Annotated in this window: 21 protein-coding genes and 1 other annotated feature; of the genes, 3 read left to right on the forward strand and 18 right to left on the reverse strand. The window is 42.6% G+C overall.

Going from position 1 to position 23632, the window contains the following annotated elements:
• Nucleotides 1–192: 192 nt before the first annotated feature.
• The 11 genes from ACFQWC_RS20675 to ACFQWC_RS20725 all read right to left on the reverse strand — a co-directional run bounded on the left by ACFQWC_RS20675 (nucleotide 193) and on the right by ACFQWC_RS20725 (nucleotide 12661).
• The gene (locus tag ACFQWC_RS20675) at nucleotides 193–1464 is read right to left on the reverse strand and encodes a PucR family transcriptional regulator (RefSeq protein WP_341356804.1); all 1272 of its coding nucleotides are present in this window, start codon (nucleotides 1462–1464) and stop codon (nucleotides 193–195) included.
• A gap of 106 nt (nucleotides 1465–1570) precedes the next feature.
• Nucleotides 1571–3202 carry an L-glutamate gamma-semialdehyde dehydrogenase gene (pruA, locus tag ACFQWC_RS20680; RefSeq protein ID WP_044339391.1) on the reverse strand — a complete coding sequence of 544 codons (1632 nt, stop codon included), beginning with the start codon at nucleotides 3200–3202 and terminating at the stop codon, nucleotides 1571–1573.
• Nucleotides 3203–3241: 39 nt separating this feature from the next.
• The gene (locus ACFQWC_RS20685; RefSeq protein WP_299739200.1) at nucleotides 3242–4159 is read right to left on the reverse strand and encodes a proline dehydrogenase family protein; all 918 of its coding nucleotides are present in this window, start codon (nucleotides 4157–4159) and stop codon (nucleotides 3242–3244) included.
• A gap of 244 nt (nucleotides 4160–4403) precedes the next feature.
• Nucleotides 4404–5189 carry an HAD-IIA family hydrolase gene (locus tag ACFQWC_RS20690; protein ID WP_341356805.1) on the reverse strand — a complete coding sequence of 262 codons (786 nt, stop codon included), beginning with the start codon at nucleotides 5187–5189 and terminating at the stop codon, nucleotides 4404–4406.
• Nucleotides 5190–5306: 117 nt separating this feature from the next.
• Entirely contained in the window at nucleotides 5307–6047 is a 741-nt protein-coding gene (locus tag ACFQWC_RS20695; RefSeq protein WP_341356806.1) for an MBL fold metallo-hydrolase, read from the reverse strand.
• Nucleotides 6048–6058: 11 nt separating this feature from the next.
• Nucleotides 6059–6868 (reverse strand): carbohydrate ABC transporter permease, encoded by an 810-nt coding sequence (locus ACFQWC_RS20700; protein ID WP_377108988.1) that lies wholly within the window; start codon nucleotides 6866–6868, stop codon nucleotides 6059–6061.
• Nucleotides 6869–6883: 15 nt separating this feature from the next.
• Nucleotides 6884–7774, reverse strand: coding sequence for a carbohydrate ABC transporter permease (locus tag ACFQWC_RS20705; protein ID WP_377108989.1), 891 nt, complete (start codon nucleotides 7772–7774; stop codon nucleotides 6884–6886).
• Nucleotides 7775–7872: 98 nt separating this feature from the next.
• Entirely contained in the window at nucleotides 7873–9153 is a 1281-nt protein-coding gene (locus ACFQWC_RS20710; protein WP_377108990.1) for an ABC transporter substrate-binding protein, read from the reverse strand.
• 382 nt (nucleotides 9154–9535) lie between these two features.
• A complete protein-coding gene (locus tag ACFQWC_RS20715) occupies nucleotides 9536–10981 on the reverse strand; it encodes a spore germination protein (protein ID WP_377108991.1) in 1446 nt (481 codons plus the stop codon).
• A 309-nt stretch (nucleotides 10982–11290) separates the two neighbouring features.
• A complete protein-coding gene (locus ACFQWC_RS20720; protein ID WP_299739212.1) occupies nucleotides 11291–11809 on the reverse strand; it encodes an MgtC/SapB family protein in 519 nt (172 codons plus the stop codon).
• 273 nt (nucleotides 11810–12082) lie between these two features.
• Entirely contained in the window at nucleotides 12083–12661 is a 579-nt protein-coding gene (locus ACFQWC_RS20725) for a GNAT family N-acetyltransferase (protein WP_377108992.1), read from the reverse strand.
• A 286-nt stretch (nucleotides 12662–12947) separates the two neighbouring features.
• Here ACFQWC_RS20725 and ACFQWC_RS20730 point away from each other — a divergent pair, with 286 nt between their 5' ends.
• Nucleotides 12948–13694, forward strand: coding sequence for a DUF2087 domain-containing protein (locus ACFQWC_RS20730; RefSeq protein WP_377108993.1), 747 nt, complete (start codon nucleotides 12948–12950; stop codon nucleotides 13692–13694).
• Between the two features lie 22 nt (nucleotides 13695–13716).
• Nucleotides 13717–14067 (forward strand): GIY-YIG nuclease family protein, encoded by a 351-nt coding sequence (locus ACFQWC_RS20735; RefSeq protein ID WP_377108994.1) that lies wholly within the window; start codon nucleotides 13717–13719, stop codon nucleotides 14065–14067.
• Nucleotides 14068–14182: 115 nt separating this feature from the next.
• On the opposite strand, the gene ileS is transcribed toward ACFQWC_RS20735, so the two are convergent.
• Nucleotides 14183–17275: an isoleucine--tRNA ligase gene (ileS, locus tag ACFQWC_RS20740; RefSeq protein WP_377108995.1), complete on the reverse strand. Its 3093-nt coding sequence runs from the start codon at nucleotides 17273–17275 to the stop codon at nucleotides 14183–14185.
• Between the two features lie 50 nt (nucleotides 17276–17325).
• Nucleotides 17326–17581 (reverse strand) — a binding site (T-box leader).
• A gap of 181 nt (nucleotides 17582–17762) precedes the next feature.
• Nucleotides 17763–18239, reverse strand: a complete 477-nt coding sequence (locus ACFQWC_RS20745; protein WP_299739221.1) for an Lrp/AsnC family transcriptional regulator — start codon at nucleotides 18237–18239, stop codon at nucleotides 17763–17765.
• A 211-nt stretch (nucleotides 18240–18450) separates the two neighbouring features.
• Between ACFQWC_RS20745 and ACFQWC_RS20750 the strand changes: the two genes are divergently transcribed.
• Complete coding sequence (locus ACFQWC_RS20750; RefSeq protein ID WP_299739223.1) at nucleotides 18451–19392, forward strand: DMT family transporter; 942 nt, start codon at nucleotides 18451–18453, stop codon at nucleotides 19390–19392.
• Nucleotides 19393–19612: 220 nt separating this feature from the next.
• Here the strand turns inward: ACFQWC_RS20750 and ACFQWC_RS20755 are convergent, their stop codons facing one another.
• From ACFQWC_RS20755 to ACFQWC_RS20775, 5 genes are all read right to left on the reverse strand, one after another.
• Nucleotides 19613–20344 carry a class I SAM-dependent methyltransferase gene (locus ACFQWC_RS20755; protein ID WP_299739224.1) on the reverse strand — a complete coding sequence of 244 codons (732 nt, stop codon included), beginning with the start codon at nucleotides 20342–20344 and terminating at the stop codon, nucleotides 19613–19615.
• 193 nt (nucleotides 20345–20537) lie between these two features.
• The gene (locus ACFQWC_RS20760; RefSeq protein WP_299739226.1) at nucleotides 20538–20792 is read right to left on the reverse strand and encodes a zinc ribbon domain-containing protein; all 255 of its coding nucleotides are present in this window, start codon (nucleotides 20790–20792) and stop codon (nucleotides 20538–20540) included.
• 25 nt (nucleotides 20793–20817) lie between these two features.
• On the reverse strand, nucleotides 20818–21444 hold the full coding sequence (locus ACFQWC_RS20765) for a hypothetical protein (protein WP_299739228.1): 627 nt from the start codon (nucleotides 21442–21444) through the stop codon (nucleotides 20818–20820).
• A 79-nt stretch (nucleotides 21445–21523) separates the two neighbouring features.
• Nucleotides 21524–22432: a helix-turn-helix transcriptional regulator gene (locus tag ACFQWC_RS20770; RefSeq protein ID WP_377108996.1), complete on the reverse strand. Its 909-nt coding sequence runs from the start codon at nucleotides 22430–22432 to the stop codon at nucleotides 21524–21526.
• Between the two features lie 72 nt (nucleotides 22433–22504).
• The gene (locus ACFQWC_RS20775; RefSeq protein WP_377108997.1) at nucleotides 22505–23335 is read right to left on the reverse strand and encodes a sugar nucleotide-binding protein; all 831 of its coding nucleotides are present in this window, start codon (nucleotides 23333–23335) and stop codon (nucleotides 22505–22507) included.
• Nucleotides 23336–23632: the final 297 nt, after the last annotated feature.

The raw sequence follows: 23632 nt of genomic DNA on the forward strand, positions 1-23632 counted from the left end.
TTATTGTTTTTCAAAAGCACATAAAATGCACTTTGCAGGTTCTCGCTGTTGATTGGAGTGCAAGACGAAGACTCCTAAGGGGAAGGCGGAATAGGTGAGCCCCTGCAGGAGCGCAACTCACGCAGCGACGAGGAGACTTGCCATCCGCCCGAGGAAAGCGAAATCTTGCACGGGAATTGTCACATACCAGAATCAAATCCCCTTCAAAGCATCCTTATACCGCTGATAATACGCTTCAACATTATTCAGTAGAAGTAATTCAGTATATAGATATACCTTCATATTAAAATCATTAAAATCAATCGTAGTCAGTTCCTGTATTTTTTTGATCCGATAATTCAACGTGTTCGGATGAATGAACAATTCATTAGCAGTCTGTTTTCCCTTTCCGTCATTCGCCAGGTATACTTCGAGTGTCTTAAGAAGGTCTGTCTGTTTTTTGACATCATTCTTGATCAATGACAACAGGTCATCACTGTAATAGTCCTTTGAAGTGTTTTTCTCATAGAGCGTTGGCAAGTACCGGTAAATGCCCAATTGAGCAAATTCCCGGGGCATCGATTCGGGGCGCGGGCTGATGAAGTTAGCCGTCTCAATGACTTCTGACGCTTCCAAGAAGCTCTTTCGCATTTGATATAGCGTGGTGTATTCCTTCCCGATCCCGATGAGGAAGTTGTAGAAATCTTCCTCGCCTGTTTGTTCTTTCACCTTTTCGACGAGATCTCTGGCTAGTTCCAGGGAAGATAACGGTGTGTCTGCCTTTCCGTAGAGAACGAGGATCACCTGATATTCCGTACGCAGTGAATAAATATTTGTGGTGAAGCTGGATTCCTGGACCAACTTCTCCAGTTGATCGAGCATGGACTTATATTGCGACGATGCGATCGAGTACACCGCTACCGTGAACCGTTCCGGCAGGGTCAGCTTGACGAGGGAAGCATCATGGCGCAGCTGGCTTTCACTTCCGTATTCGTGCTGCAGGAGATGCCACAGTACTTCTTCTTTTCTATCCTGTTTGATATTGACCTTTGCGAACATATCGTTAATCAGGTTTCCAAGATGTGAAGAGATTTCTTCAATGAATGCGAGCTCTTCATTTTCCAGAAGACGGTTGGATTCCTGAACCCAAATATACCCCATCGTGTTTCCAAGGTATTTTGCGGCAATGACGACGCGCTGGTGAAATCCTAACTCTTCCATCGCCTGCACCCGGATCGGATCCGTATGTTTCTCGAGCTGGTGTACGATTCCCTCTTTTTTCAGTCGATCGATGATGAAGACCGGACATTTTTTTGTAAGGATCGTCTTTAGCTGTGTTTGATCGAACTTATTAGAAGAGGAACTGTATGAAATCAGTTCGAAATTTTTATTTTCAATGATGACGGGATTGCCCAGTTTTGAGCTGATCAATTCCGTCGCTTTATGAATATCTTCGGTTTGGAGGATTACATCAATTGCTTCCATAGGAATCTTACCTTTCCACGAGTGTTTATGATTCCTATTATAGCGTTAAATCCCCGAATAAAAAAAGAAAAGCTCCCCCTGATCGGGAGAGCTTATCGTGTTCGATTTATTCTTCATCCATAAACGGATAGACAATATCTGTTGTTGGAGCAAAGTTTTCTTTGATGATACGAGGGCTGGTCCAACGAATCATGTTGAAAATAGAGCCTGCTTTATCGTTTGTACCAGAACCGCGTGAACCACCGAATGGTTGTTGGTTGATCACGGCACCAGTTGGTTTATCGTTGATGTAGAAGTTACCAGCTGCACCGGAAAGACGTCGTTCCAAGTGCATGATCGCTTCACGATCTTGCGCAAAGATTGCGCCCGTTAATGCATACATGGAAGCTGTATCCACTGAAGTCAGTGTTTCTTCTAATTGTTCATTTTCGTATACATAAATCGTTAATACTGGTCCGAAAATTTCTTCGGTCATCGTTTTGAAGTTTGGATTCGTTGTTACGATGACAGTCGGTTGAACGAAGTATCCAACTGAATCATCATACGTACCACCGGCAATGATTTCAGCTTCTTCAGAATCAGCCGCATAGTCGATGTAGCTTGTGATCGAATCAAAGGCAGCTTTGTCAATGACCGCACCCATGAAGTTCCTGAAGTCTCTTACATCCCCTACTTTAAGCTTCGCCGTTTCTTCCACGACACCATTTTTCACTTCTTCCCACATGCTTGCAGGGATGTAAGCACGAGAAGCTGCTGAACATTTTTGACCTTGGTATTCGAATGCACCACGAACAAGTGCAGCGACAACTTTGTCTGCTTGAGCTGTTTCGTGAGCGAAGACAAAGTCTTTACCGCCTGTTTCCCCAACTAAACGAGGATACGATTTGTAGTTTGTGATGTTTTCCCCGACTGTCTTCCAAATCGTCTGGAACACGCTTGTTGATCCAGTGAAGTGGAATCCGGACATGCGTGGGTCTGTTAACACCACATCTGATACTTGTGAACCACGTGATGGGACGAAGTTGATAACGCCCTTAGGCAGTCCAGCTTCTTCCAGGATTCGCATGAAGTAGTAGTTTGATAGTACAGCCGTTGTTGCCGGTTTCCACACAACTACGTTCCCCATGATGGCAGGAGCTGACGGCAGGTTTCCACCGATTGCTGTGAAGTTAAACGGAGAGATAGCTAATACGAAACCATCTAACGCACGGTATTCTAAACGATTCCAGATGTTTTTCATGCTATCTGGCTGCATTTGATAGATTTGGTTTGCATAATCAACGCCAAAGCGTAAGAAATCCGCTAATTCTTGTGCAGCATCAATTTCCGTTTGGTACGCTGTTTTGGATTGTCCTAACATTGTGGCCGCATTGATGACGTCGCGGTATGGACCAGAGATCAAATCCGCAGCTTTCAAGAAGATCGATGCTCTGTGCTGCCATGGCATATTGGACCAAGAATCTTTCGCAGCCATTGCCGCTTCCACTGCATCGCGAAGCTCTTTTTCACCTGCTTGTGAATAAGTAGCCAATACATGTTTGTGATCGTGCGGCATAACCACTTGTTTCACTGTATCGGTCTTTATTTTCTCGCCATTGATGATGACCGGGATTTCAACCTCGATACCAGCTTGGCGTTCTAATTCAGCTTTTAACGTTTCTCTTTCTTTCGTACCTGGGGCATATGTATTGCCAGGCTCATTTGTTGGTTTTGGGATGTTGTAAATTCCGTTACTCATTCTCTTCACATTCCTTTCTGATTTCATTCTGTCTGGATGTTACTTGCTGAAGATTCCCTTTAATGCAAATGCGATGTTTGCCGGCCTTTCCGCCAGGCGTCGCATGAAATACCCGAACCAGTCCTCGCCATATGGCAGGTAAATGCGGACGGTATATCCTTTTTTCAGTAAGTCGGACTGCAGTTGATTCCGCATGCCGTAAAGCATTTGGAACTCGAATCTGTCATTCGGGATATTGTGTTCTTTTACTAATCCGATGGTGTAATCGATGATCGCTTCATCATGGCTTGCGATCGCAGTATAATGGCCGTTCAAGAGCTGCTTCTTGATGAGATGCTTCAGATTCTCATCCACCTTCTTCTTCTCCTGGAACGCCACTTTACCCGATTCATTATATGCACCCTTCACAAGCCTCAAATAAGGGGAGAACTGATTGAGATCATCCACATCCTGCTCTGAGACATATAGATAGGATTGGATCACCGTCCCCACATTGTCGTACTTTTGACGGAGCTTCTTGTAAACGTCAAGGATGGCATGGCACCTCGAGGAATCCTCCATATCGAGGGTGACCGTGATTCCGCTTTCTTTCGCTTTCGAGAGAATCAACTCCATGTTTTCCATGACAAGATCTTGACTGATATCCAATCCCAGGGAAGTCAATTTCACAGAGATCTCAGTTTCCAGCCCATGATAGGCAATCGCACTGATACTCTGGATACATCCTTGGACATTCTCCCGGACCACCGATGTGGAATCGACGAACTCACCAAGATGATCGACCGTTACCTGGAATCCCTCCTCGTTCAATTGCGTAATCAATGGAATCGCTTGTGCAAAGGTTTCTCCCCCTACAAGCTTATTAGCCCCAAATCTTGACCCCCACCGTTTGGCCATCTTATCCATCGCCTTATTGTGAGAAAGAAACAAGAAAAAACGCTTACTGATTGCTTCCATGATTACAACACCTCCTTATAGTGACTGTTACCTCAAGTGCGAGGTGATTAAACGAAGAAATGTAAATCTTAAGAAAATTATACCGGGAATAACAGCTGGGAAACAACGTGCTCGAGCCACAAATATTTGTGGGTTGATTTATGGTGGAAACACAAAAAGGTGTTGATTACATAAAAAAACAACGGGTTTGACGTTCAAGCTCGTTGTTTTGCTTGGGTGCCCGGCATAACAGCTTCTCTTTTCCTTATATGATTTTATCCGATAACAGCCCCTTGACTGAAGGCAGCACATAATCCGGCGTCCAAACCGTTCCCCTCAAATCCCCCTCGGTCGTGACCCCGCTGAGAACGAGGACCGTTTTCATCCCGGCTTCGATGCCCATCCGGATATCCGTCTCAAGACGGTCGCCGATCATCACGCACTCTTCCGGCTTTAGTTCCAATAATTTTAGAGCTGCCTGAATGGTCAGCTTAGAAGGCTTTCCAATCTGGACATCAATCTTTCTCCCCACAACGGCTTCCACTGCACCAATCATCCCGGCACAATCCGGAACATCACCAACCTCTACTGGACAGGTTCTGTCCGGATTGGTCGCGATCATCTTCGCACCAAGCTTGATCGCCTGATAAGCAAAATTCAAATGGTCGTAATGAAAATCCCGGTCCCATGAGAGCACGACGACATCCACCTCTGATGGCGCCATTCCTTCCCTGAATCCGGCAAGTGTCAGCTCATCCTTAATCGGCTGCTCACCAATCACATACAATGTGGCATCTGGATGATGTTCACGTAAATAGTCAATCAACGTAAGTGTCGGATTCAAAATGTTCTCAAGGGTAGCCTTGACATTGAAGCCGTTCAACTTCTCCACATAACGCTGTCGGGATTCAATCGTCTTATTTGTGAGGAACAGTACCTTCTTCCCTTCATCGAGAAGAGAATTGATGATGGTGTCTGCTCCTTCTATTAATTGCTTGCCAAGATATACGGTGCCATCCAAGTCAAAAATATATCCTTTCAGATTTTTCATCTGTCCCCCTCCTTCAAATTAAAAAAATTCCTTGAGCATGACGATTTCTCCAATTGAACAATTGGATTTTCGCCATACTCAAGGAATCTCCTGATCTTTATCCTTGTATCTATTCATTTATACCCGTTGTGTCATCAGATCTTCACCGATGATGACCTTTGGAGTGTCAAGCTTTGCCACCTCTTCTTCATAAGGTTCTTGGTCGGATAAGTGGACGAGAACGACTTTCCCGATCTTATCCATATCATAGTTCTCTGCAACTTCAACGAGACTGCTGTGGTTCCCTGCCATATTCCGGGCAGAAGTCGCTTCATGGATTAACATATCAATATGGTCATACTGTCGGATTCGTGCGTTGATTTCCGTATCGCTCGAATATACGACGACCCGGCCGGCACATCGCACTTCAAGCCCCACAGTAGGAACAGAATGAAGGGCCTTAAAGCAGGAAAACGTCATCCCACCACCAGACAGAAGATCATCTTCACGATCACCGTCAAAGGTTTCAACCTTAATGGTAAAAGCAATCGGCCACTGATCTGCTTCCATCGTTGACAGCCATTCCTGCAGTTTTTTCTCATTCCGATCATCACAAAGGATCCTTAATGGCTTTTTCCTATCTTCCAGCCACATCCCCCACAGCAAGGACGGCAATCCATAAATATGGTCAATATGAAAATGGGTGAACACCACTGCATCGAGCTCCCCTAAATCCACCCGCAGCTGCTTCAGCTTCCGGCAAGGATTGCCGCTGACATCTACCAGCACATGATAGTCATCATTCGAAAAGCAGATTGATGTATTGTCGCGTTCGGAGCCAGGATAGGCACTCCCCGTTCCTAAGAAATGAATGTCCATCAGATCCCCTCCTATTTAATTCCTGAGTGCATAAAGCTTGATACGAATTGTTTTTGAAAAAGGAAGAAGGCGAGCACTAAAGGCATGATGACCATTACCGTACCGGCTGCGACCATTCCCCACTGCGCTCCCGTTTCATATGATTGTGCAAAGAGGGCAAGTCCGACGGTCAACGGCCGGGACTCGACAGAATCCGTGATGATCAACGGCCACATGAAGTTGCTCCAATGGTGGCTGACCGATACCAGGGCAAATGCGATATAGGTCGGTTTCGCCGATGGGATATATACATGCCACAGTGTTTGATACCATTTACATCCGTCCATTCTTGCCGCTTCATCAAGATCGAACGGGACTTGCTTGAACGTTTGGCGCATGAGGAATACCCCAAATGTAGAAGCCCAATATGGCATCATGACGGCGAGTTTTGTATTGACAAGCCCAAGCTGGCTGATTACCTGATAGTTCGGGAATAACAGGATTTCGGGCTGAATCATCAGTTGCAGCAGGAACAGGATGAACAGTACATTCTTCCCTCTGAAATTCACCCGTGCAAACGCATATGCCGCAAGCGTAACGGTGACTAACTGGACAATCAACACCCCAAAAACGATGACGAATGTATTGAAGTAATACTGCAAAAATGGTGCAGTCTTCCACGCGTTGACATAGTTTTCAACCGTTGGATTCGAGACCCAGAACGGAAAGCCTCCGTTGATCACTTGATTCCCGGGAGAGAAAGAGGTGATGATGACCCAAAGGAGGGGGATGAATGAAAGTATCCCTAAAAAAATGATGATGCCATAGTTCAATTTTTTCATCGAATCTTCCCCTCCTTAATAATGGATTTTCCGATCAAGGTACAAATAATTGAATGCTGTGATTCCGAGCATGATGACGATCAAAATCACGGTCAGCACCGCTGCTTTACCTAAATCCCAGTTCGTGAATGCCACTTCATAGATATGGTAGAGTAATAGATTGCTGGCATTATCCGGTCCACCCTTGGTCATGATGTACAGGTGGTCGACGTTTTTAAATGAATTCGTAATCGCCACGATCATGACGAACAGCGTCGTAGGCATCAGCAGTGGGAAGGTGATATGACGGAACATCTGGAACGGTTTCGCCCCTTCCATCTCAGCCGCTTCATACACGTCCCTCGGTAGATTTTGCAAACCTGCCAGATAAAAGATCATGAAGAAACCGGCATCTTTCCAGATGATCATGACAATCATCGCGATCATGACGGTGTTTGGATCCCCCAGCCAGTTCGTGTCATCCCGTCCGAACATATGCAGAAAGTTATCGAGCAATCCATACTGCGGGGTGTAGATGAAAAGCCAAATATTTGCCACCGCAATCAACGGAACGATCGTCGGGTAGAAAAATGACGTACGAAGCAAAGAGCTTCCGGCCATTTTTTTATTCAGCCAGATGGCAAGATACATCGCCAGGAACAAACTTGTCGGCACTGTACCGATCATGAAGAGGATATTATTCAGAATGACCTTCCGGAATATTTCATCCTCGAAAACTCCTTTATATTGTTCAAGGCCCGAAAATTGCAGCCTGGTCATCGGGCCACTATAGAAGCTTAACTGGATCGATTTGAGCGTCGGGTAAAACGTAAACAAACTCAAAAATATGAAAGAAGGAAACAGCAGCCCGTAGGCAAACAGATTATTTCTCGCCCCAGTGCTGAGTTTTCTTTGTTTCGTTGTCATTGATCGGCCCCACCTTTCTTGTGAAGCAGGAGCAGGAGCTCAAGTCAGCACAAAGCCCACCTGAGCCTCACTCCATTCACTCTTCGATCACTATCTTATTACTGAAAAGGCTCCAATACTTTTTCCGCTTTCTTCTGTGCATTGTCCAACCCTTCATCAACCGGGCTTTGCCCCGTCAGGATCGATTGAATATGGTCATTGAAGATTTTCTGCACTTCACCATTTTGATAGGTTGCGAGTTCACTTTCTGCATACTCGAGCTGCTCGCGGGCAACCAGTGCAGGTGGGAATTCCTCTACATACTTCTTCAACAAGTCGGTCTCATAAGCTGATTCGGTTGTGGCTACATATCCTGTATCGATTGACCACTGGGCAACACGCTCAGGCTCTGTAAGAAACTTCATGAACTTGATGGCCGCTTCCTTATTCTCTTTTGGAAGATCTTTGAACAAGTAGATGTTTCCTCCTCCGGTAGGGGAACCATACTCATTGTTCGCCGGCAGGAAGGAAACACCGAAATCAAAGTCCGCATTGTTCTTCACATTCGTCAGATTACCTGTCGTATGGTACATCATCGCCGTTTTTCCACTCAGGAAGTCAGAAGGAACCGTCGCCCATTCAATGACTCCCTCCGGCATGATTTTATGTTCCTTTCCAAGGGATAACCAGAAATCCATCGCTTCTTTCGAGTATGGTGCATTGAAATGTACTTCCTTACCATCTTGAGACATGATGTTGTCTCCAGTCTGAAGGGCTAAAGCCTGGAACATCCAGTACTGGTAGCCGGTGCTCGGAATTTCGAGACCCCACTGATCCTTGCCTCCATTTTTCGTCAGCTTCTTCCCGTATTCCACCAGCTGATCCCAGTTTTCAGGTGGTGCTTCCGGATCCAAACCGGCTTCCTTGAAGGCGTCCTTGTTATAGTAAAGGACGATGGTACTGCGCTGGAATGGCAAACTGTACACCTTATCATCGATGGAAGAATTCGCCATGAAACCATCATAGAAATCATTCAAATACTCTTTCTCGAACATCGGCGTCAATTCCTCGATCAAGTCGTTCTCAAGCAATGTGAAAAGGTCGATGGAGAATAACACAGCAAGCTCAGGTGAATTTCCTGCCTGGGCCGATGCCATGACCTGGGTCATCGTCTCAGCATAACTGCCCCCATATTTCGCGTTCACTTTGATTTCGGGATTCTCTTTCTCGAAATCAGCCACAAACCCATCAACGATCTTCGCTACATCCCCGCCAACCGCAACCGGGAACCAGAAATCGATTTCCGTCGTTTCACCCCCGGCAGTATCACTGCTGCCGCATCCGGCAAGAACAACCATCAACACTATTACGAATGATAAAAACTTGTTTTTCATGCCCATTCCTCCCCTTTTTTTCATAAAAAAACCCATGAACAATAAACTGCATCACAAATAAATGTCATGCATTTCATTGGTCACAGGGATTCTCCGCATCTCTACCCTTAGACGATAACCTGTCTAATATATATGTCTGATTATTCACAATAATACAATATTAACTAAAAGTTGGCAATGGGATTTCATTTTTTTTACAAAACAATCATATCCAATATCCCTTTGACGATTGAATTCCCTACAAAAAAATACAGCTGCGACAGCTGTATTGAGAATGGACGTATCCTAATAGTACCTCTTAAAAACCCTTGATATTCTACTGACCGCAGGATGGTCTTGATCCTATCCTTCCATTGCAATTTGCACATTAAAGGGTTATTGCTATTGATCAATCACCATCCTTAGTATAAGTATGCTTGCTATTAGTAAGCCTCTGTAAATCTTCTCGATAAAACGTATCCTTTAATTCCTGCATCTTAAAAGGAATGATAGGAGAAAGATAAGGAACTCCGAGCGATTTCAGACTCACCATATACAACATTAGAATGGTTGTCCCAATGATGATTCCATTAAAACCAAAAAAGTTAGCCGTTAATAAAAATACTATCCTTAAGGTGGCATCAGGTCCCACCAGTCCTCTGTTTGCTCCCAAGAAACTGGAAAGAGCGGTTATCCCTATGACGATCAGACTGACGGGGTGGATTAATTTGGCGGTGACCGCCGTTTCGCCAATGACGATGGTCCCGATTAAAGACACCAATATGACTGCACTTTGCGGAAGACGAAACGAAACGTCTACTAATATTCTGACCAAGAATAAAAGAATGGCGATTTCCCAAAAGGTTGGCAATATCTCATCGTCAGAAATGATAGCTTTTGAAATCTTGGTGGGTATGTCATCTTTATGAAAATTTGCTAATGCTATGTAAACCGCTGGCAGGTATATTCCTAATAGAAAGGCGATAAAACGGATGATTCGGCTGGTGAATCTGCCCATTGATATGTGGTAATCATCGGGTGCCTGAATAAAATCAATAAATAAAGCAGGAGCAATGATGGCGAAAGGGTACCCGTCCACCATCACTACCACTCTTCCTTCAAATAAGGATGAAACTGCCCCGTCAATTCGTTCTGAATGTCTTAGCCGGGAAAAAAATGTTTTTGGCTTTCCTTCTAGTACTTCCTCTACTACTCTTTCACTCAGGACGTACTTTACGGTAAGGCTATGTATCCTCTTTTTGACTTCTTTTAATATCCCGTTATCGACAGTACCATCTATATATAAGATGGAAACAGATGTTGGTGAATTGGTGCCAATTTCTACTGTTTCCACACACAAATCCGGCGTTTTTAATGAACCTCTTATCAAATTGATATTTGTTTTTATCTTTTCTGTTAATCCAATTTGTGGACCTCTTACTGAACGTTCTCCAATTGACGCTTCGACGCTTCTTTCTGCCCACTTAGGAGATGGTATTATGATGCCTTCTGGAAACCCGTCAATTAATAAGACTGTACTTCCTTGTACGATGCCATTGGTCAATTCTTGATACTGAGTAGTCGTTTTCACATCTGCCGATTCAACTATTCTTTCAATGATTTGATCGATGAGTGATTCAGTCAAACCTTCAGTCTCAAATGGTTCTAATAACGGCTTGACCACATAATCCTGAATAACATCCGTATCGATAATTCCGTCCAAATAGACAATATTCATTTCAAGGGAACCTTCGCAGCCAGACTTTAAATTTCTTACGATAAGGTCAGATGTGTCGTGAAAGGTATTCCTTATATGTTCTATATTTTCTTTTAGGCACATTTCTATTTTAGGCATCCTTCATCCTCCCTAAAGGTAGTATGAGGAGTTGTCGAAATACTATACTTTAAGGAGAATACCTAAAATAACAAGCTAAATAAGGCAATGGCCAGAGACACCTGGCCATTGCCTTATTCGTTCAATAACATAGTAGTTTTTTTCCGCACGATTTTAGTTTTACCCCTGTATTGGTAACACAGTAGAAACCTTGATCTTCCTTAACGCAAAGCTCTTTTGGATCATAGTAATCTACTTCACCTCGCTGAGGGTCTTACCCCATTTTCGTGCCCCCATCAAGTAGAAACCTCATCACTCGAGTTGCAAGCTTCATCTCTCATCTTTTTCCTCGTTTTTCTTCCGCATCTTCGGCAGGCTCATGGCTTTGATCTCCCGTTCTTCAAAGAAATTTCCAACCCTCGTCATGATGAAAGTGACGAGGGTGGCGAAGATGACAATCGAATAAAACCCTGCTCCAATTCCGATTCCGACACCCCCCACGTAGAAGATCATCGCAGCGGAAGTGAGTCCCTTCACCCGCAGTCCATCTTTCAGGATCACGCCTGCACCTAGAAACCCGAGCCCTGATACGATCTGGGCAGCCAGACGGAAGGGATCCATCATTTTTCCGCTATCCGGCTGACTGAGCATCTCTGCGCCTTCAATCGATACGATCGTGATCAACGTACATGCCACTGACACATACGTATATGTTTTTAATCCAGCGGGCTTGTTCTTCGCTGATCGGTCCCATCCGATGACGAATCCCAATACCGCACTCACTACGATCCGGAAATAAATATCATGCTGCCAGAAAAAGTCCGCTAGTCCATTTATGTAATGTAGCATGTCGGCCTCCTCCTTAAATGAAAAAAAGACCTCTCCACAAAACGAATGCAGGATTTCTTTACCTATTGTGAAAAAATCATATAGTTCGCTGCATGGGTATCTCATTTTTTCTTTCTACCGAGTGGCAATCCTTAAAATATTCTTTTTATCGTACACCACTTATTTCTTGATTTCAATCTTATTTCTAACACAATTGAAAGACTTAGATTCTACTCTCATTATTCTCTCCTTAAACTACAGCAAAAATAAGCGTATCCTTCCATTCTGGATACCCTAAGATATCAATCCAAACGTGCCTCTTTTCCGCACAGTCTTGAATCCTATACGTTCATAAAGCTTTATGGCTCGGGGATTGTTTTGATTCACGTGAAGGGCGGCGGATTTCATTCCATCATGACGGAGGTCTTCTAAGCATTTGCAAATCAATACAGCAGCGACCCCTTTTCCCCGCCACTCCGGAATTACACCCACTTGAATAAAATACCCGGTTGTATCAGTCTCCTGATCGGTCGCAATGAACCCTACCGCCTGGTCATTGACAGTCGCGATATAGGACCGTTCCGCTAGAAAATCAGAACCGGACGATATCCACTCCACCCACTTCTCCCTCGTCCACCCGGGAAAACCGGGACGGTGCTTAAATGAAGCCTCGTAAACTTCATAAAATCGTTCTTTCAATGATGGTGACCAACTTTTGAAAATCAAAGGAAAAGGTGCTTCGATTTTGGGGATATCAGTTAAGGAGTGTTCCATCACATATTCTTGGAATACCATCTTATAGCCCTTTTGTTGGTATTCCTGAATGATATCATCTGTTATATTTTCACATTGAATGTTCGTCACGTCGTTCATCCACTTCGGCCTCCGTTCCATTCAATTTAGAGATTTTCATACCTTGATAATCTGAAGATACCACGCCCTTTGCATCAGGTCCACACTGTGATTGGATTTTTGGGTAAGTCTGCTGATTGATCTATTTGGAGACTGTGATCACCTAATACTCAAATGGATGAACATCACCATTTCATTTGACAATTAACAAACAATTTTATATTATGTTTATAAAGTAACAAACATAGTTAAAATTTGTTTGTATAATAATTTCGTTGAAGATAAAAAGAAAGGGGCGTGTTAAGGAATGGAGCTTTCCAACTTGTTTTGGAGTGCCTCGTTGGAAGAAATGAAAAGAGGTTTTATAGAAGAAGAAGATTCCTTTATTTGTCTTATGTGCGGAGAGATCATTGAAAAAGGCATGGTCTATCCTTACGAAGATAAATTTTACCTCGCTGAAAAATTTATGGGCGTTCATATTGAACGTACGCACCTATCTGTATTCGATTATTTAATTGGAATGGATAAAAAGCTCACGGGTCTTACCGATCACCAAAAACGTTTATTGACCCTCTTTTATCAAGGGAAAAATGACAAAGAAATCAAGGAAGAATTGGATATCGGAAGTGCGTCCACTATCCGCCATCACCGGTTTGCATTAAAAGAAAAGGAGCGTCAGGCCAAGACCTTCCTGGCGATGATGGAATTGCTGAAAGAAAAAGACGATAATGCCCCGACGTTTGTCCCTGTTCATAAGACAGCCACCATGGTGGACGAACGGTACAATATTACACAGACCGAACAGGAGCAGATCGTGAAAAAGTACTTCTCTGACGGGGCATTGACGAAATTCCCCCCAAAGGAAAAGCAAAGGCTGGTCATTCTTCGTGAGATTTCGAAACAGTTGAAGAAAAACGATATGTACGATGAAAAGGAATTAAATCATGTATTAAAAGACATTTATGACGATTATGTGCTCATCAGAAGATATCTCATTGAATATGGGTTTATAGACCGTAAATCCGACGGAAGCAAGTACTGGTTAAAGAAGTAAAGAACGAACAGGAGGTCTTAACATGGATCGTAAAAGAGAGTTAAAACAACAATATAAAGAAACACCGATTGAAGCAGGTGTCTTTCAAATCGTAAATCAGCAAAACAATAAAATCTATATCGGAAGCACAAAAAACTTGAAGACCCTGAACGGAATCAAGTTCATGCTTGAAAACAATGGATTCACCACCAGCAAAGGGTTACAAACCGAATGGAACCAGTACGGGAAAGACGCTTTTACATTCGAGCTGTTGGAAAAACTGAAAAAGAATGATGATCCATTTGTGACTGAAAAAGAAGCTCTGGAGGAGTTGGAGGAAAAGTGGTTGGAGAAACTGCAGCCGTATGGAGAACGAGGGTATAATCAGAAGTAGATAAGGCGATCACCATACAATACCTCAGACTTATTTATCTCTGAGCATTCACATCTCAAGACAAAATAAGGGCTTACCCAAATTCGGATAAGCCCTAAAACGGTTATGTGAATAATTACACTCCTACAAATATCCCTATGCTGTCACCATCAATCTCGACTGTCTTCATGCTTTCTAATTTCTCAAACGTCATGCTCTTGATCAAGAGACTGCCCTGCAGTAAATCTTCAAATTTCTCCACTACCTCTTTCATTGAATCATTGACATCCAGCACAAGGTGCACACGCTGTTCTACAGACAGGTTCAATTCTTTTCTATATTGCTGAACGGCTCGAACAAGCTCACGGGCCTTCCCTTCTTTACGCAGATCTTCTGTGATGGTCGTATCCAGGAAAACACTGAAAGTTGAGTTTGAAACCATTTCCAACCCTTGATGTGTCTTTTGATGAACGATGAGATCATCTTTCTCCACTGAAACCTTTTCTCCAGTTGGAGACTCAAAGTCAAGATAGCCTTGTTCTACAACCTTGCTTGCTTCTTCCTGATCTAACGATTGTAAATGTTTCTGCACAAGGCCCACGAGCTTACCGAGTTTCGGACCTGCAGTCGGGAAGTTCAGCTTTAATTCATATTGCACGGAATCTCCTGCCTGGTCCTGCAATTGTACATTCTTTACATTGATTTCATCTTGAATGATGTATTCATACTTCCTAAGTAATTCTGTATCATTTTTTGCTCCCACTATCGTAAGCCTGGATAGAGGCTGCTTTGTTTTAATATTCGTCGTATTACGGGCAGATCGGGCAAGTTCGACTACTTGTAAGACGCGATCCATTTCCGTTTCCAATGCTGGATTGATGTCTTCCTGATTTACTTTAGGAAAATCAGCCAGATGGACGCTTTCATTGGTCAAGTTTATATGGATATCCTCTGCAATGAACGGAGTGAATGGTGCCAGCAATCGGCTTACACTGACTAATACTCGATTCAATGTATGAAACGCAGCCAGTTTATCTTCATTCAACCCTTCGCTCCAAAAGCGTTCACGTGATCTGCGGATATACCAATTACTCACCTGATCAACCAGGATGGATAATTCTCTTGCTCCTGCGGTAAAGTCATATTGATCTAAATGGTCCGTTACGTTTCTGATAACCGAATTCAATCGTGATAACATCCACTGATCGAGTAGAGAAGGAGTTCCAGCCTCGTGTTTATGAGGTTCGAAACCATCAATCACTGCATACAGGGTGTAAAAGGAATGAACGTTATTCAGCGTGTCGACAAGCTTCGATTTAGCCTGGCCGACGACGTTTTCTGAAAAGCGTTTGTTATTCCACGGGGCACTATCTGCAAGCAATGCCCATCTGAGAGCATCTGCCCCAAATTTCTCAACGAGATCCATTGGATTGATGACATTTCCTTTACTTTTAGACATTTTACGTCCGTCTTCATCCAGTATGTGTCCGAGTGACAATACGCGCTTATATGGGGCTTTCCCTGTGAGGAGGGAGGAAACCGTCAACAAGCTGTAGAACCAGCCCCTCGTCTGGTCCACCCCTTCGGCAATCACATCTGCAGGAAATTGCTGATGAAATAACTCTTTGTTTTCAAATGGATAATGATACTGTGCAAACGGCATCGAACCACTGTCAAACCAGACATCGATGACTTCTTTCGTCCTGTTCATTTCATGAGAACAGGACGGACACTCCACGATGACTTCATCGACATATGGTTTATGAAGTTCAAGATTGTCCCTCCAACCCCTTTTCGCATGTTCTTTCAGCTCCTGGATACTTCCCGGGACATACTGATGATCACATTCCCCGCAAACCCAGACGTTCAGCGGAGTCCCCCAGTAACGGTTCCTCCCCAGGTTCCAATCCACCATATTTTCAAGGAATTTCCCAAACCTTCCTTCTTTCATATGATCCGGATACCACTCGACGGATTGGTTGTTCTTTAAGATGGTCTCTTTTACGGCCGTTGTCTTGATGAACCAGCCTTCCATTGCGTAATAGAGAAGTGGTGAGTCACAGCGCCAGCAGTGTGGATAGCTGTGTTCATACTTCTCCTTGGAAAAGAGAAGGTTGCTATCCGCGAGCATTTTGATGATCTTCACGTCGCTGTCCTTTGTGAATTCTCCTTCTAGAGGCTTGAAATCTCTGGTGTAACAACCCTTCTCATCCACGATATTGACAAAATCCAATCCACTTTCTTTGATGGCATTGTAATCATCTTCACCGTGAGCGGGAGCCAGGTGAACAATCCCGGTTCCGCTGTCATCGGTCACAAACGATGCCGAAATCACTTCATGCCCGCGGTCGAGCGTGAGATTGTTGAACGGCGGCTGATACGAAACCCCTACAAATTCGCACCCTTTATGCTCACTGACCAACTCGAAGTCGTCTCCCAACACATCGTTCACAAGGTACTTTGCCAGGATATACGTCTCTTCACCCCGTTTGGCTTTCACGTAATCCACGTCTTCATGGACGGCGAGCGCCACATTGGCAGGTAGCGTCCAAGGTGTTGTCGTCCAGCCCAGAAAGTATTCATGCTCTTTCCCTTCCACCTTGAATTTAGCTGTCGCGGATAAATCTTTTACATCCTTATATCCTTGAGCCACCTCATGGGAACTGAGGGAGGTTTGGCAGCTCGGGCAATAAGGCGCGACCCGATGCCCTTGATAGAGCAACCCTTTCTCATGGATCTTCGAAAGGATGTGCCAGACACTTTCGATATAATTGTTCTGAAGGGTTACATAGGGATCATCCATATCAACCCAGTATCCGATTGCCTCCGTAAAGGTGCGCCACTGCCCCTCATAATCGAAAACACTCTTTTTACATTCTTCAATGAATTTCTCAACACCGTATTCCTCGATTTCTTGTTTACCGGACACGCCGATTTTCTTTTCGACGCCCAATTCCACCGGGAGACCGTGTGTGTCCCAGCCTGCCTTACGTTTGACTTGATATCCACGCATGGTCTGATACCTTGCGACAAAATCTTTGATCACACGCCCCAGAACGTGACCAGCATGTGGAAGCCCATTGGCAGTCGGAGGTCCTTCATAGAAGACGAACGACTTTTTCCCTTCACGGTTTGTCACTGACTTTTCAAAAATATGATTCGAATTCCAGAAATCCTGGATCCGCTGCTCTCTTTCGACCGCCTTTTCGTTTACATTCACCTTTTTCATGTCATCACCCTCTATTTTTTTGTAAATAAAAAAACCCGCCCCTAACTTATGTTAGGGACGAGTTATAACCCGCGATACCACCCTGATTCTATCCATAAACTCGATTTCAAGTTTACGTGACAGCGCTCATGCAACGTACAATCATACGCGTTCCTTGTAACGGCGGAAACCCGTCAAAGCTTAAAGTACCTTCAGCTTTGCTTCTCGGAGAGGATATTCAATATGATCTGAACGTTGACTTCCACCAAATCGCCAACTCTCTGTAGAACAGATTCCATACCTACTCGTTCTCGTCATGGAATGTAAGTGATCCAATATATGTTACAACAAATGTAAATGATACAGGTTAAATTTGTCAATCCTTACTATTATTATTTGGCAATACGCCATTCATTTATTCGCTCTTCTACACTAACAACTCAAATGATTGTAAATGGCGAAGGTGAGATGGTCATCACTAACCCGTAAGATCTGAAGGTCACCCTCATTATCCCTGTATCGGCAACACCGTAGAATCCTTGATCTCCCTCAACGCCAAGCTTGTCTGAATCTTGGTGATCCCCATTTCATTCAGCCTTCTGATAAAGAGTTCCAATCCCTTGCGATCCTTGCATGCCACTTTTAAGAGGTAATCATATTCCCCGGTCAAGCAATGACATTCAAGGACTTCTTCCATTGATTCCAATGTCCCCTCAACAGCTTCCAGTTTTTCTGTACGATGTTCATTCGTGCTCATAAATACGAAGCATAACAAGTCAAATCCCAGTTTTTCATGGTTGAGAATGGCTACCTGCTTTTTGATATATCCTTCCATTTCCAACCGTTTGATCCTTGCGTGTACGGCGGGTGCTGATAAATTGACCCGCTTCGACAGTTCCAGATTACTGAGTTGCCCATCCTTTTGAAGCAAATCCAACAGCTTTAGATCCATTTGGTCCAAAACCCTGCTTACAATCGTCTCCATGCTCCATCCACCCTTTTCAATTGTTCCAAAAACCACTGATAAAACTATGTATATATGAATTTTTATAACCTAAAACCCTATTACACTTTCATATATTTCGATTAATAATCATTATACAATAAGTTCTTTTGTATTATCAGGAAAATGTTAAAATTATTCTTATAGACAATGTCATTGTGCACAATGGCTCTTCGAAAAGGGGCTGAATGACGTGAAATATTATTATCTGTTGTTACTGACAAGTCTTCTCTGGGGAGGCAATTTCATCGTGGGGAAAACCCTTGTGGAACATGCATCCCCGGGAACGTTGACCATATTAAGGTGGGCAATCGCCATCGTCTGTCTGTTCCCGATTGTCTGGTGGAAAGAAAAGAAGCTGGTTCCACCCATTCAATCGATCCTGCCCTTATTTTTCATGGGCCTGACGGGGGTAGCCCTTTTTCAGGCACTGCAATTCATGGCTTTGGAAAAGACATCTGCCACCAATGTGGGCCTGATCTCTACGTTAAATATGTTCTCCATTGCCGGGATCTCTTTTATTTTTCTGAAGGAAAAGATGAACGCATTTCAACTGTCATCCATGTTCATCTCACTCTTTGGCGTGTTGCTCGTCCTGTCCAAAGGGAAAGTGGAGATGGTCTATTCCTTGCAATTTAATGAAGGGGATCTCTATATGCTGGCTGCGGTTGTGATGTGGGGAATCTATTCCGTTTGCAGTAAGTGGGCAATGAAGACCGTCACTCCCATGATGTCCATTTTATACTCAGGACTATTTGGCCTTCTCATCCTTCTTCCTTTTAACCTTTCTACTTTCCTGGTGACAAATGTTGATGCCTCTTTCGTGCAGTCCATCTTATATACCGGCGTGATTTCCACGGTTGTATGCATGGTCTTATGGAATATCGGGGTGAATAACCTGGGGCCGAGTACTTCAGGATTGTTCTTGAACTTCAACCCTGTGTTCACAGCCTTATTGGCCTTTGTTTTTCTCGGGGAAAAGATGAATGGGCTACAAGCTGTCGGCAGTGTCATTGTTATAGCAGGATGTGTATTGTTCTCTCTTCTCAAGTCCAAGCCTGACATTATGATCAAAGAAACCGGGATCAGAGTCCCTTCAAAGATGGTATCAAGTGAATCTGTCAAGACTTCATAGAAAGAAGTGGTATGGGGGTCCTTTTTGAGGTGCTTAAACCGATCTCCAAAGCTATAATGATATACTTATAGAGTTTGACAGCAAATATAAGCAAAGAAGACTCGTCAATTGACGAGTCTTCTTTGCTTATAGGGAAGAAAGCTTGCATACCCTTCCGCTAGAAGATCCTTTAGGGGAAGGCGAAAATTGCCCCTACATTTTGTAAGAGTGATGATACGCATTACTTTTCTGCTGAGATGATCAAGAACATAGGTCTGCGGAGTTCATCTTTCATTTCAGGCACAGTTTCTAACATTTCGTTAGAGGGAACTGGTTCTTTCATTTTCCTTATATTAAAGCCTGCATTTAGTAAGTCATTGACATAAGTAGAAAATGTCCGGTGATATTTTACAACATTTTCGGTCAGGAACGTTGTTTCACGTATGCCTTCTAATTGGTAACGGTCAACCGGCCAATGTAAACGATTCCCTTGGTCATCACAATACCAATCTTGTTCCTTTCGGGAAGTGAACATTGGATGTTCAACTGAAAATATAAAAGAACCTCCCGGCTGTAAACTATCATAGATCTTTTTACAGATTGCTGCAAAGGACTCAATATAGTGAAAAGCCAATGAACTGATCACAACATCAAATTGGGAATCAGAAAAATCAATGTCTTCGATTGGCATCTTAATGTAAGAAATGAAAGGATCATTGGTCATTTCGCGGGCTTGCTGAAGCATGTTTTCAGATATATCCACTCCGATAACAGATTTTGCTTGCTGTTCCCGAGCATAGCGACAATGCCAGCCAAAACCGCATCCCAAATCAAGTACACTCTTATTTCGGAGTTCGGGTAAAAGCTCTTTTAATACGTGCCATTCTCCCGCACTTTCAAGACCTTTAACGGAACGTTCCATATTTTTATATTCAGAAAAAAAATTCACATCATCATACTTATTTTGCTTCATACTATTTCCAACTCCTGCTTAATTAGTTAGCCTCCAAAATTTAATACAAATCAAATTGAGGAGGCAATCTATATTCTTCTAACCATCTCTTTCACCTCGTTTAGTTACTCCAACTAAAAAGACAGCCGGTTATATTTAAACTCATCAGAGACGCTGCACCCTCTAACATCCTCTTTACATGAGTGTATAATGACTATTGCCACCTGTACAATTTATGAAGATTTTTTACATACATCCCTGCCATAAACTTCGGTAAACCCATTTCAATACACTTTTTCTTTACAAATTGCTTCATTTCTTCTACTGTGATGTCTTTTTGGGTGAATTCCCCTTCTTGATAACAATGCTTACAGTACATCGAACTTCTTTCTGAATTCTTCTCAGTACCGCGGTCTTCCATTTTCTTTAAGGGCATGGCACAACTCTGACATTTCTTATATTCTTTCATTTTATCACCTCACTATTTAACCTCATTACGCTTCCAAGGTTTTATAGATTTTTTTTACTCTTTTTAGTTGAGGGGCCGTTAAATAGGGTTCTCTTTTTCGTAACACATTCAGAAATCCCTCTCTATTTTCACCTGTAACAGCTACCATTGTGCTTTCAGAGTGCTGAGGCACTTCTTTTGTTCTACAATTCTCAAGGTGCTGGAGTAAGAATGGAAAAATCGCATCATTATTTTCCTTACTAACCGCCGCGAGCTTCGCAAGAGTTAGAACACCTTTATCAATGGTAATGACCGAACCCATTTTCATGGCACTCTTTATTGTGTGAAGGTGAGCCATGATCGTTTCTGAAGATTCCTCAGTAATTGTTGATAATGCTGTCATCGCACCCCATACTAAACGATTATTACGGCTTTTCAGCAACTCTATAAAGGTCAGGGCATACTTACTTATCAGTTCTGGTTTAACCTGTCCGATTTCATACATTACTTTGATACAGTCATGTTGAACCTTTTTATCTTTGCTAGACAGACCTTCAATAACCTCTTCTATACCCGCATGATTTTCTTCATTAGCTAACGTGTGTGCCAGCTCAATATTTGGCTCTTCGTCATTTCTATTAAGCTGGGAAGCTAATTGATTCACTACTGACATGTTGATCCCTCCTATTTATTAGAATTGATTCATATTGATACCGTATCACACATAAGCCGACACCATTATGTCGTATTTCTTAATATTTATCATATATTTTCTTTGCTCTTTCTTTCATAATCTCCCTAATATGTACTGGCTCAAGAACTTCTATTTCGGAGCCGAGACTTAAGATCATACGATAGACCCATTCATCTTCCGGGAATGATTCAGTCAGATAAACCCACCCGTCATCACCGAATTCTACAGAATCTAAATCGAAATAATCCTCCAACTCATTTAAAGCATGTTGAGTGAACTTTAGTGTGATTGTAACCATTTCACGATTGTGCCGGTAAAAGCTTTCATGTTCGCTTCGTTCTCTTTGCTCAATAGGTTTAGATGTACGTTTCATGTTTTGCATTCTTCCTAATTTAAACAACCGATATTCATTTCTTAGTTTACAAAAAGCATACACATACCATTTATTGATCTTTAGAATCAACGTAACAGGTTCAATTTCTCTTTCTGTATAGCTTCCATTAATATCAATATATTGAAAAGCAATGACTTTATTGGATTCAATCGATTGTTTGATCATATTTATTTTTTCTTTCCTTTTTTCAGTCGGTCCCCAGCCACCGAAATCTAACCAAACGGGTGAAGTTTGATGAACGTTCCCATTTGACTTTATGGATGTCAGCTTTTCAATAATTTGTTTTAATTGTCTATCATCATAGGTTTTATAGACACCATTTAATGCAGTGAGCAGCAATTCATATTCTATATCATTAAATAATCCTGTACTGATTTTGTATTCCTCAAGAATTCCATAGCCGCCGTTAGAACCTTTATACGAAACAATCGGAATACCCGCGAGGTTAATTGATTCGATATCCCTTTGAATCGTCCGTACAGAGACCTCGAACTCTTCGGCAAGCTTTTTTGCCGTTATTCTATTGGTATTTAATAACTTGATGATAATCGCCAGTAATCGTTCTACTTTCATGTTCCATTGCTCCATTTAATTTATGATTATATTTTATTCTCAGGTCACAAAATTCTTATCCATTCTGATAATTCATCGTGAACCATCTGGACTAACTATATCGTCTATCATTTCCCTATTCGTCTTCAACAAACTTCTTGGAAGATCGTTTCGAATGCTCTTCAATCCAAAATGATATGTATCTGGTATATCTTGAAGCAAACGATAATGAAATTTTATTTCTTTGTCTGTAAGAGTGCTGACTAATTCTTTAATAAAGCGATCTTGAGACATCATATCGACTGCACCAAGGTGAAAAACTCCTGAAAGTTTATGGAGGATGATGTATTTCAACTGTTTTGCAAGGAATTCATCCGTTAGATGATTGCACTCCAGATTGCTGTATACATCGATCGAGTTATTCTCAATTCCACTTCTGACTTGATCCAACCTCGGAGACTTTTTCCCCCATATTTGCGGAATTCGTATCATAACCGCACGTTCCTTTAAAACTTCCTGCAACATATTTTCACACTCCATTTTGAACTGTCCATAAGGTGATTCAGCGTTAGGAGTGTCTTCTTCTGAATGATGCTTCGTGGAATCCCCATCAAACACATTTGCCGTTGAAAAATAATAGAGTACTCTTTCTGTGTTTTCGATTTCCAATGCCAGCTCCCTATGAAATTCAAGCTGTTGATCGAAATCACCTCTTAGACATGAAATGATGCTATCGGGTTTGATGGACTGAACGATTTCTTTCATCTTATCCATATCGCTGATTTCTAATTGAAATTGTTTTTCTTCTGGAAGATCTACCGGCCTGGTTGCATAGGTCCCAAATACATCAAAGGAATCTTTGCACTCTTCCACCAACGCCTTCCCCACTAATCCACTTGCGCCGAACACGAGCAGTTTCCTCATGTGAAATCCCTCCATTCACGGAAATTGTATTCTCACTTTTCATATTCTACTAAACTCCTGTGAAAACCCTTTAAATGCCAAATAAAAAAAACGCAATCTTATTAATTGCGTTTTCCTTGAGGACCGTCATCTTTTCAAATATAGGAACATAATCAGGAAGATGATTAGTCCAATAAATAAAAGATAGCCCATCCCCATGCTATACACGAAGTAAACCTTAACGTGAAGGATAATCCGAATGATATGAAACATAAGGATGCAAACGAGCGATAAAATGACGATGTTCACAAGCCTATC

Source organism: Rossellomorea sp. GCM10028870 (genome assembly GCF_042666755.1).
GTDB lineage: Bacteria > Bacillota > Bacilli > Bacillales > Bacillaceae_B > Rossellomorea.

Bases quoted from the DNA above. Each gene is read 5' to 3' on its own strand.
- ACFQWC_RS20675 (WP_341356804.1), bottom strand. From the start codon at position 1,464: ATGGAAGCAATTGATGTAATCCTCCAAACCGAAGATATTCATAAAGCG.
- pruA (WP_044339391.1), bottom strand. From the start codon at position 3,202: ATGAGTAACGGAATTTACAACATCCCAAAACCAACAAATGAGCCTGGC.
- ACFQWC_RS20685 (WP_299739200.1), bottom strand. From the start codon at position 4,159: ATGGAAGCAATCAGTAAGCGTTTTTTCTTGTTTCTTTCTCACAATAAG.
- ACFQWC_RS20690 (WP_341356805.1), bottom strand. From the start codon at position 5,189: ATGAAAAATCTGAAAGGATATATTTTTGACTTGGATGGCACCGTATAT.
- ACFQWC_RS20695 (WP_341356806.1), bottom strand. From the start codon at position 6,047: ATGGACATTCATTTCTTAGGAACGGGGAGTGCCTATCCTGGCTCCGAA.
- ACFQWC_RS20700 (WP_377108988.1), bottom strand. From the start codon at position 6,868: ATGAAAAAATTGAACTATGGCATCATCATTTTTTTAGGGATACTTTCA.
- ACFQWC_RS20705 (WP_377108989.1), bottom strand. From the start codon at position 7,774: ATGACAACGAAACAAAGAAAACTCAGCACTGGGGCGAGAAATAATCTG.
- ACFQWC_RS20710 (WP_377108990.1), bottom strand. From the start codon at position 9,153: ATGGGCATGAAAAACAAGTTTTTATCATTCGTAATAGTGTTGATGGTT.
- ACFQWC_RS20715 (WP_377108991.1), bottom strand. From the start codon at position 10,981: ATGCCTAAAATAGAAATGTGCCTAAAAGAAAATATAGAACATATAAGG.
- ACFQWC_RS20720 (WP_299739212.1), bottom strand. From the start codon at position 11,809: ATGCTACATTACATAAATGGACTAGCGGACTTTTTCTGGCAGCATGAT.
- ACFQWC_RS20725 (WP_377108992.1), bottom strand. From the start codon at position 12,661: ATGAACGACGTGACGAACATTCAATGTGAAAATATAACAGATGATATC.
- ACFQWC_RS20730 (WP_377108993.1), top strand. From the start codon at position 12,948: ATGGAGCTTTCCAACTTGTTTTGGAGTGCCTCGTTGGAAGAAATGAAA.
- ACFQWC_RS20735 (WP_377108994.1), top strand. From the start codon at position 13,717: ATGGATCGTAAAAGAGAGTTAAAACAACAATATAAAGAAACACCGATT.
- ileS (WP_377108995.1), bottom strand. From the start codon at position 17,275: ATGAAAAAGGTGAATGTAAACGAAAAGGCGGTCGAAAGAGAGCAGCGG.
- ACFQWC_RS20745 (WP_299739221.1), bottom strand. From the start codon at position 18,239: ATGGAGACGATTGTAAGCAGGGTTTTGGACCAAATGGATCTAAAGCTG.
- ACFQWC_RS20755 (WP_299739224.1), bottom strand. From the start codon at position 20,344: ATGAAGCAAAATAAGTATGATGATGTGAATTTTTTTTCTGAATATAAA.
- ACFQWC_RS20760 (WP_299739226.1), bottom strand. From the start codon at position 20,792: ATGAAAGAATATAAGAAATGTCAGAGTTGTGCCATGCCCTTAAAGAAA.
- ACFQWC_RS20765 (WP_299739228.1), bottom strand. From the start codon at position 21,444: ATGTCAGTAGTGAATCAATTAGCTTCCCAGCTTAATAGAAATGACGAA.
- ACFQWC_RS20770 (WP_377108996.1), bottom strand. From the start codon at position 22,432: ATGAAAGTAGAACGATTACTGGCGATTATCATCAAGTTATTAAATACC.
- ACFQWC_RS20775 (WP_377108997.1), bottom strand. From the start codon at position 23,335: ATGAGGAAACTGCTCGTGTTCGGCGCAAGTGGATTAGTGGGGAAGGCG.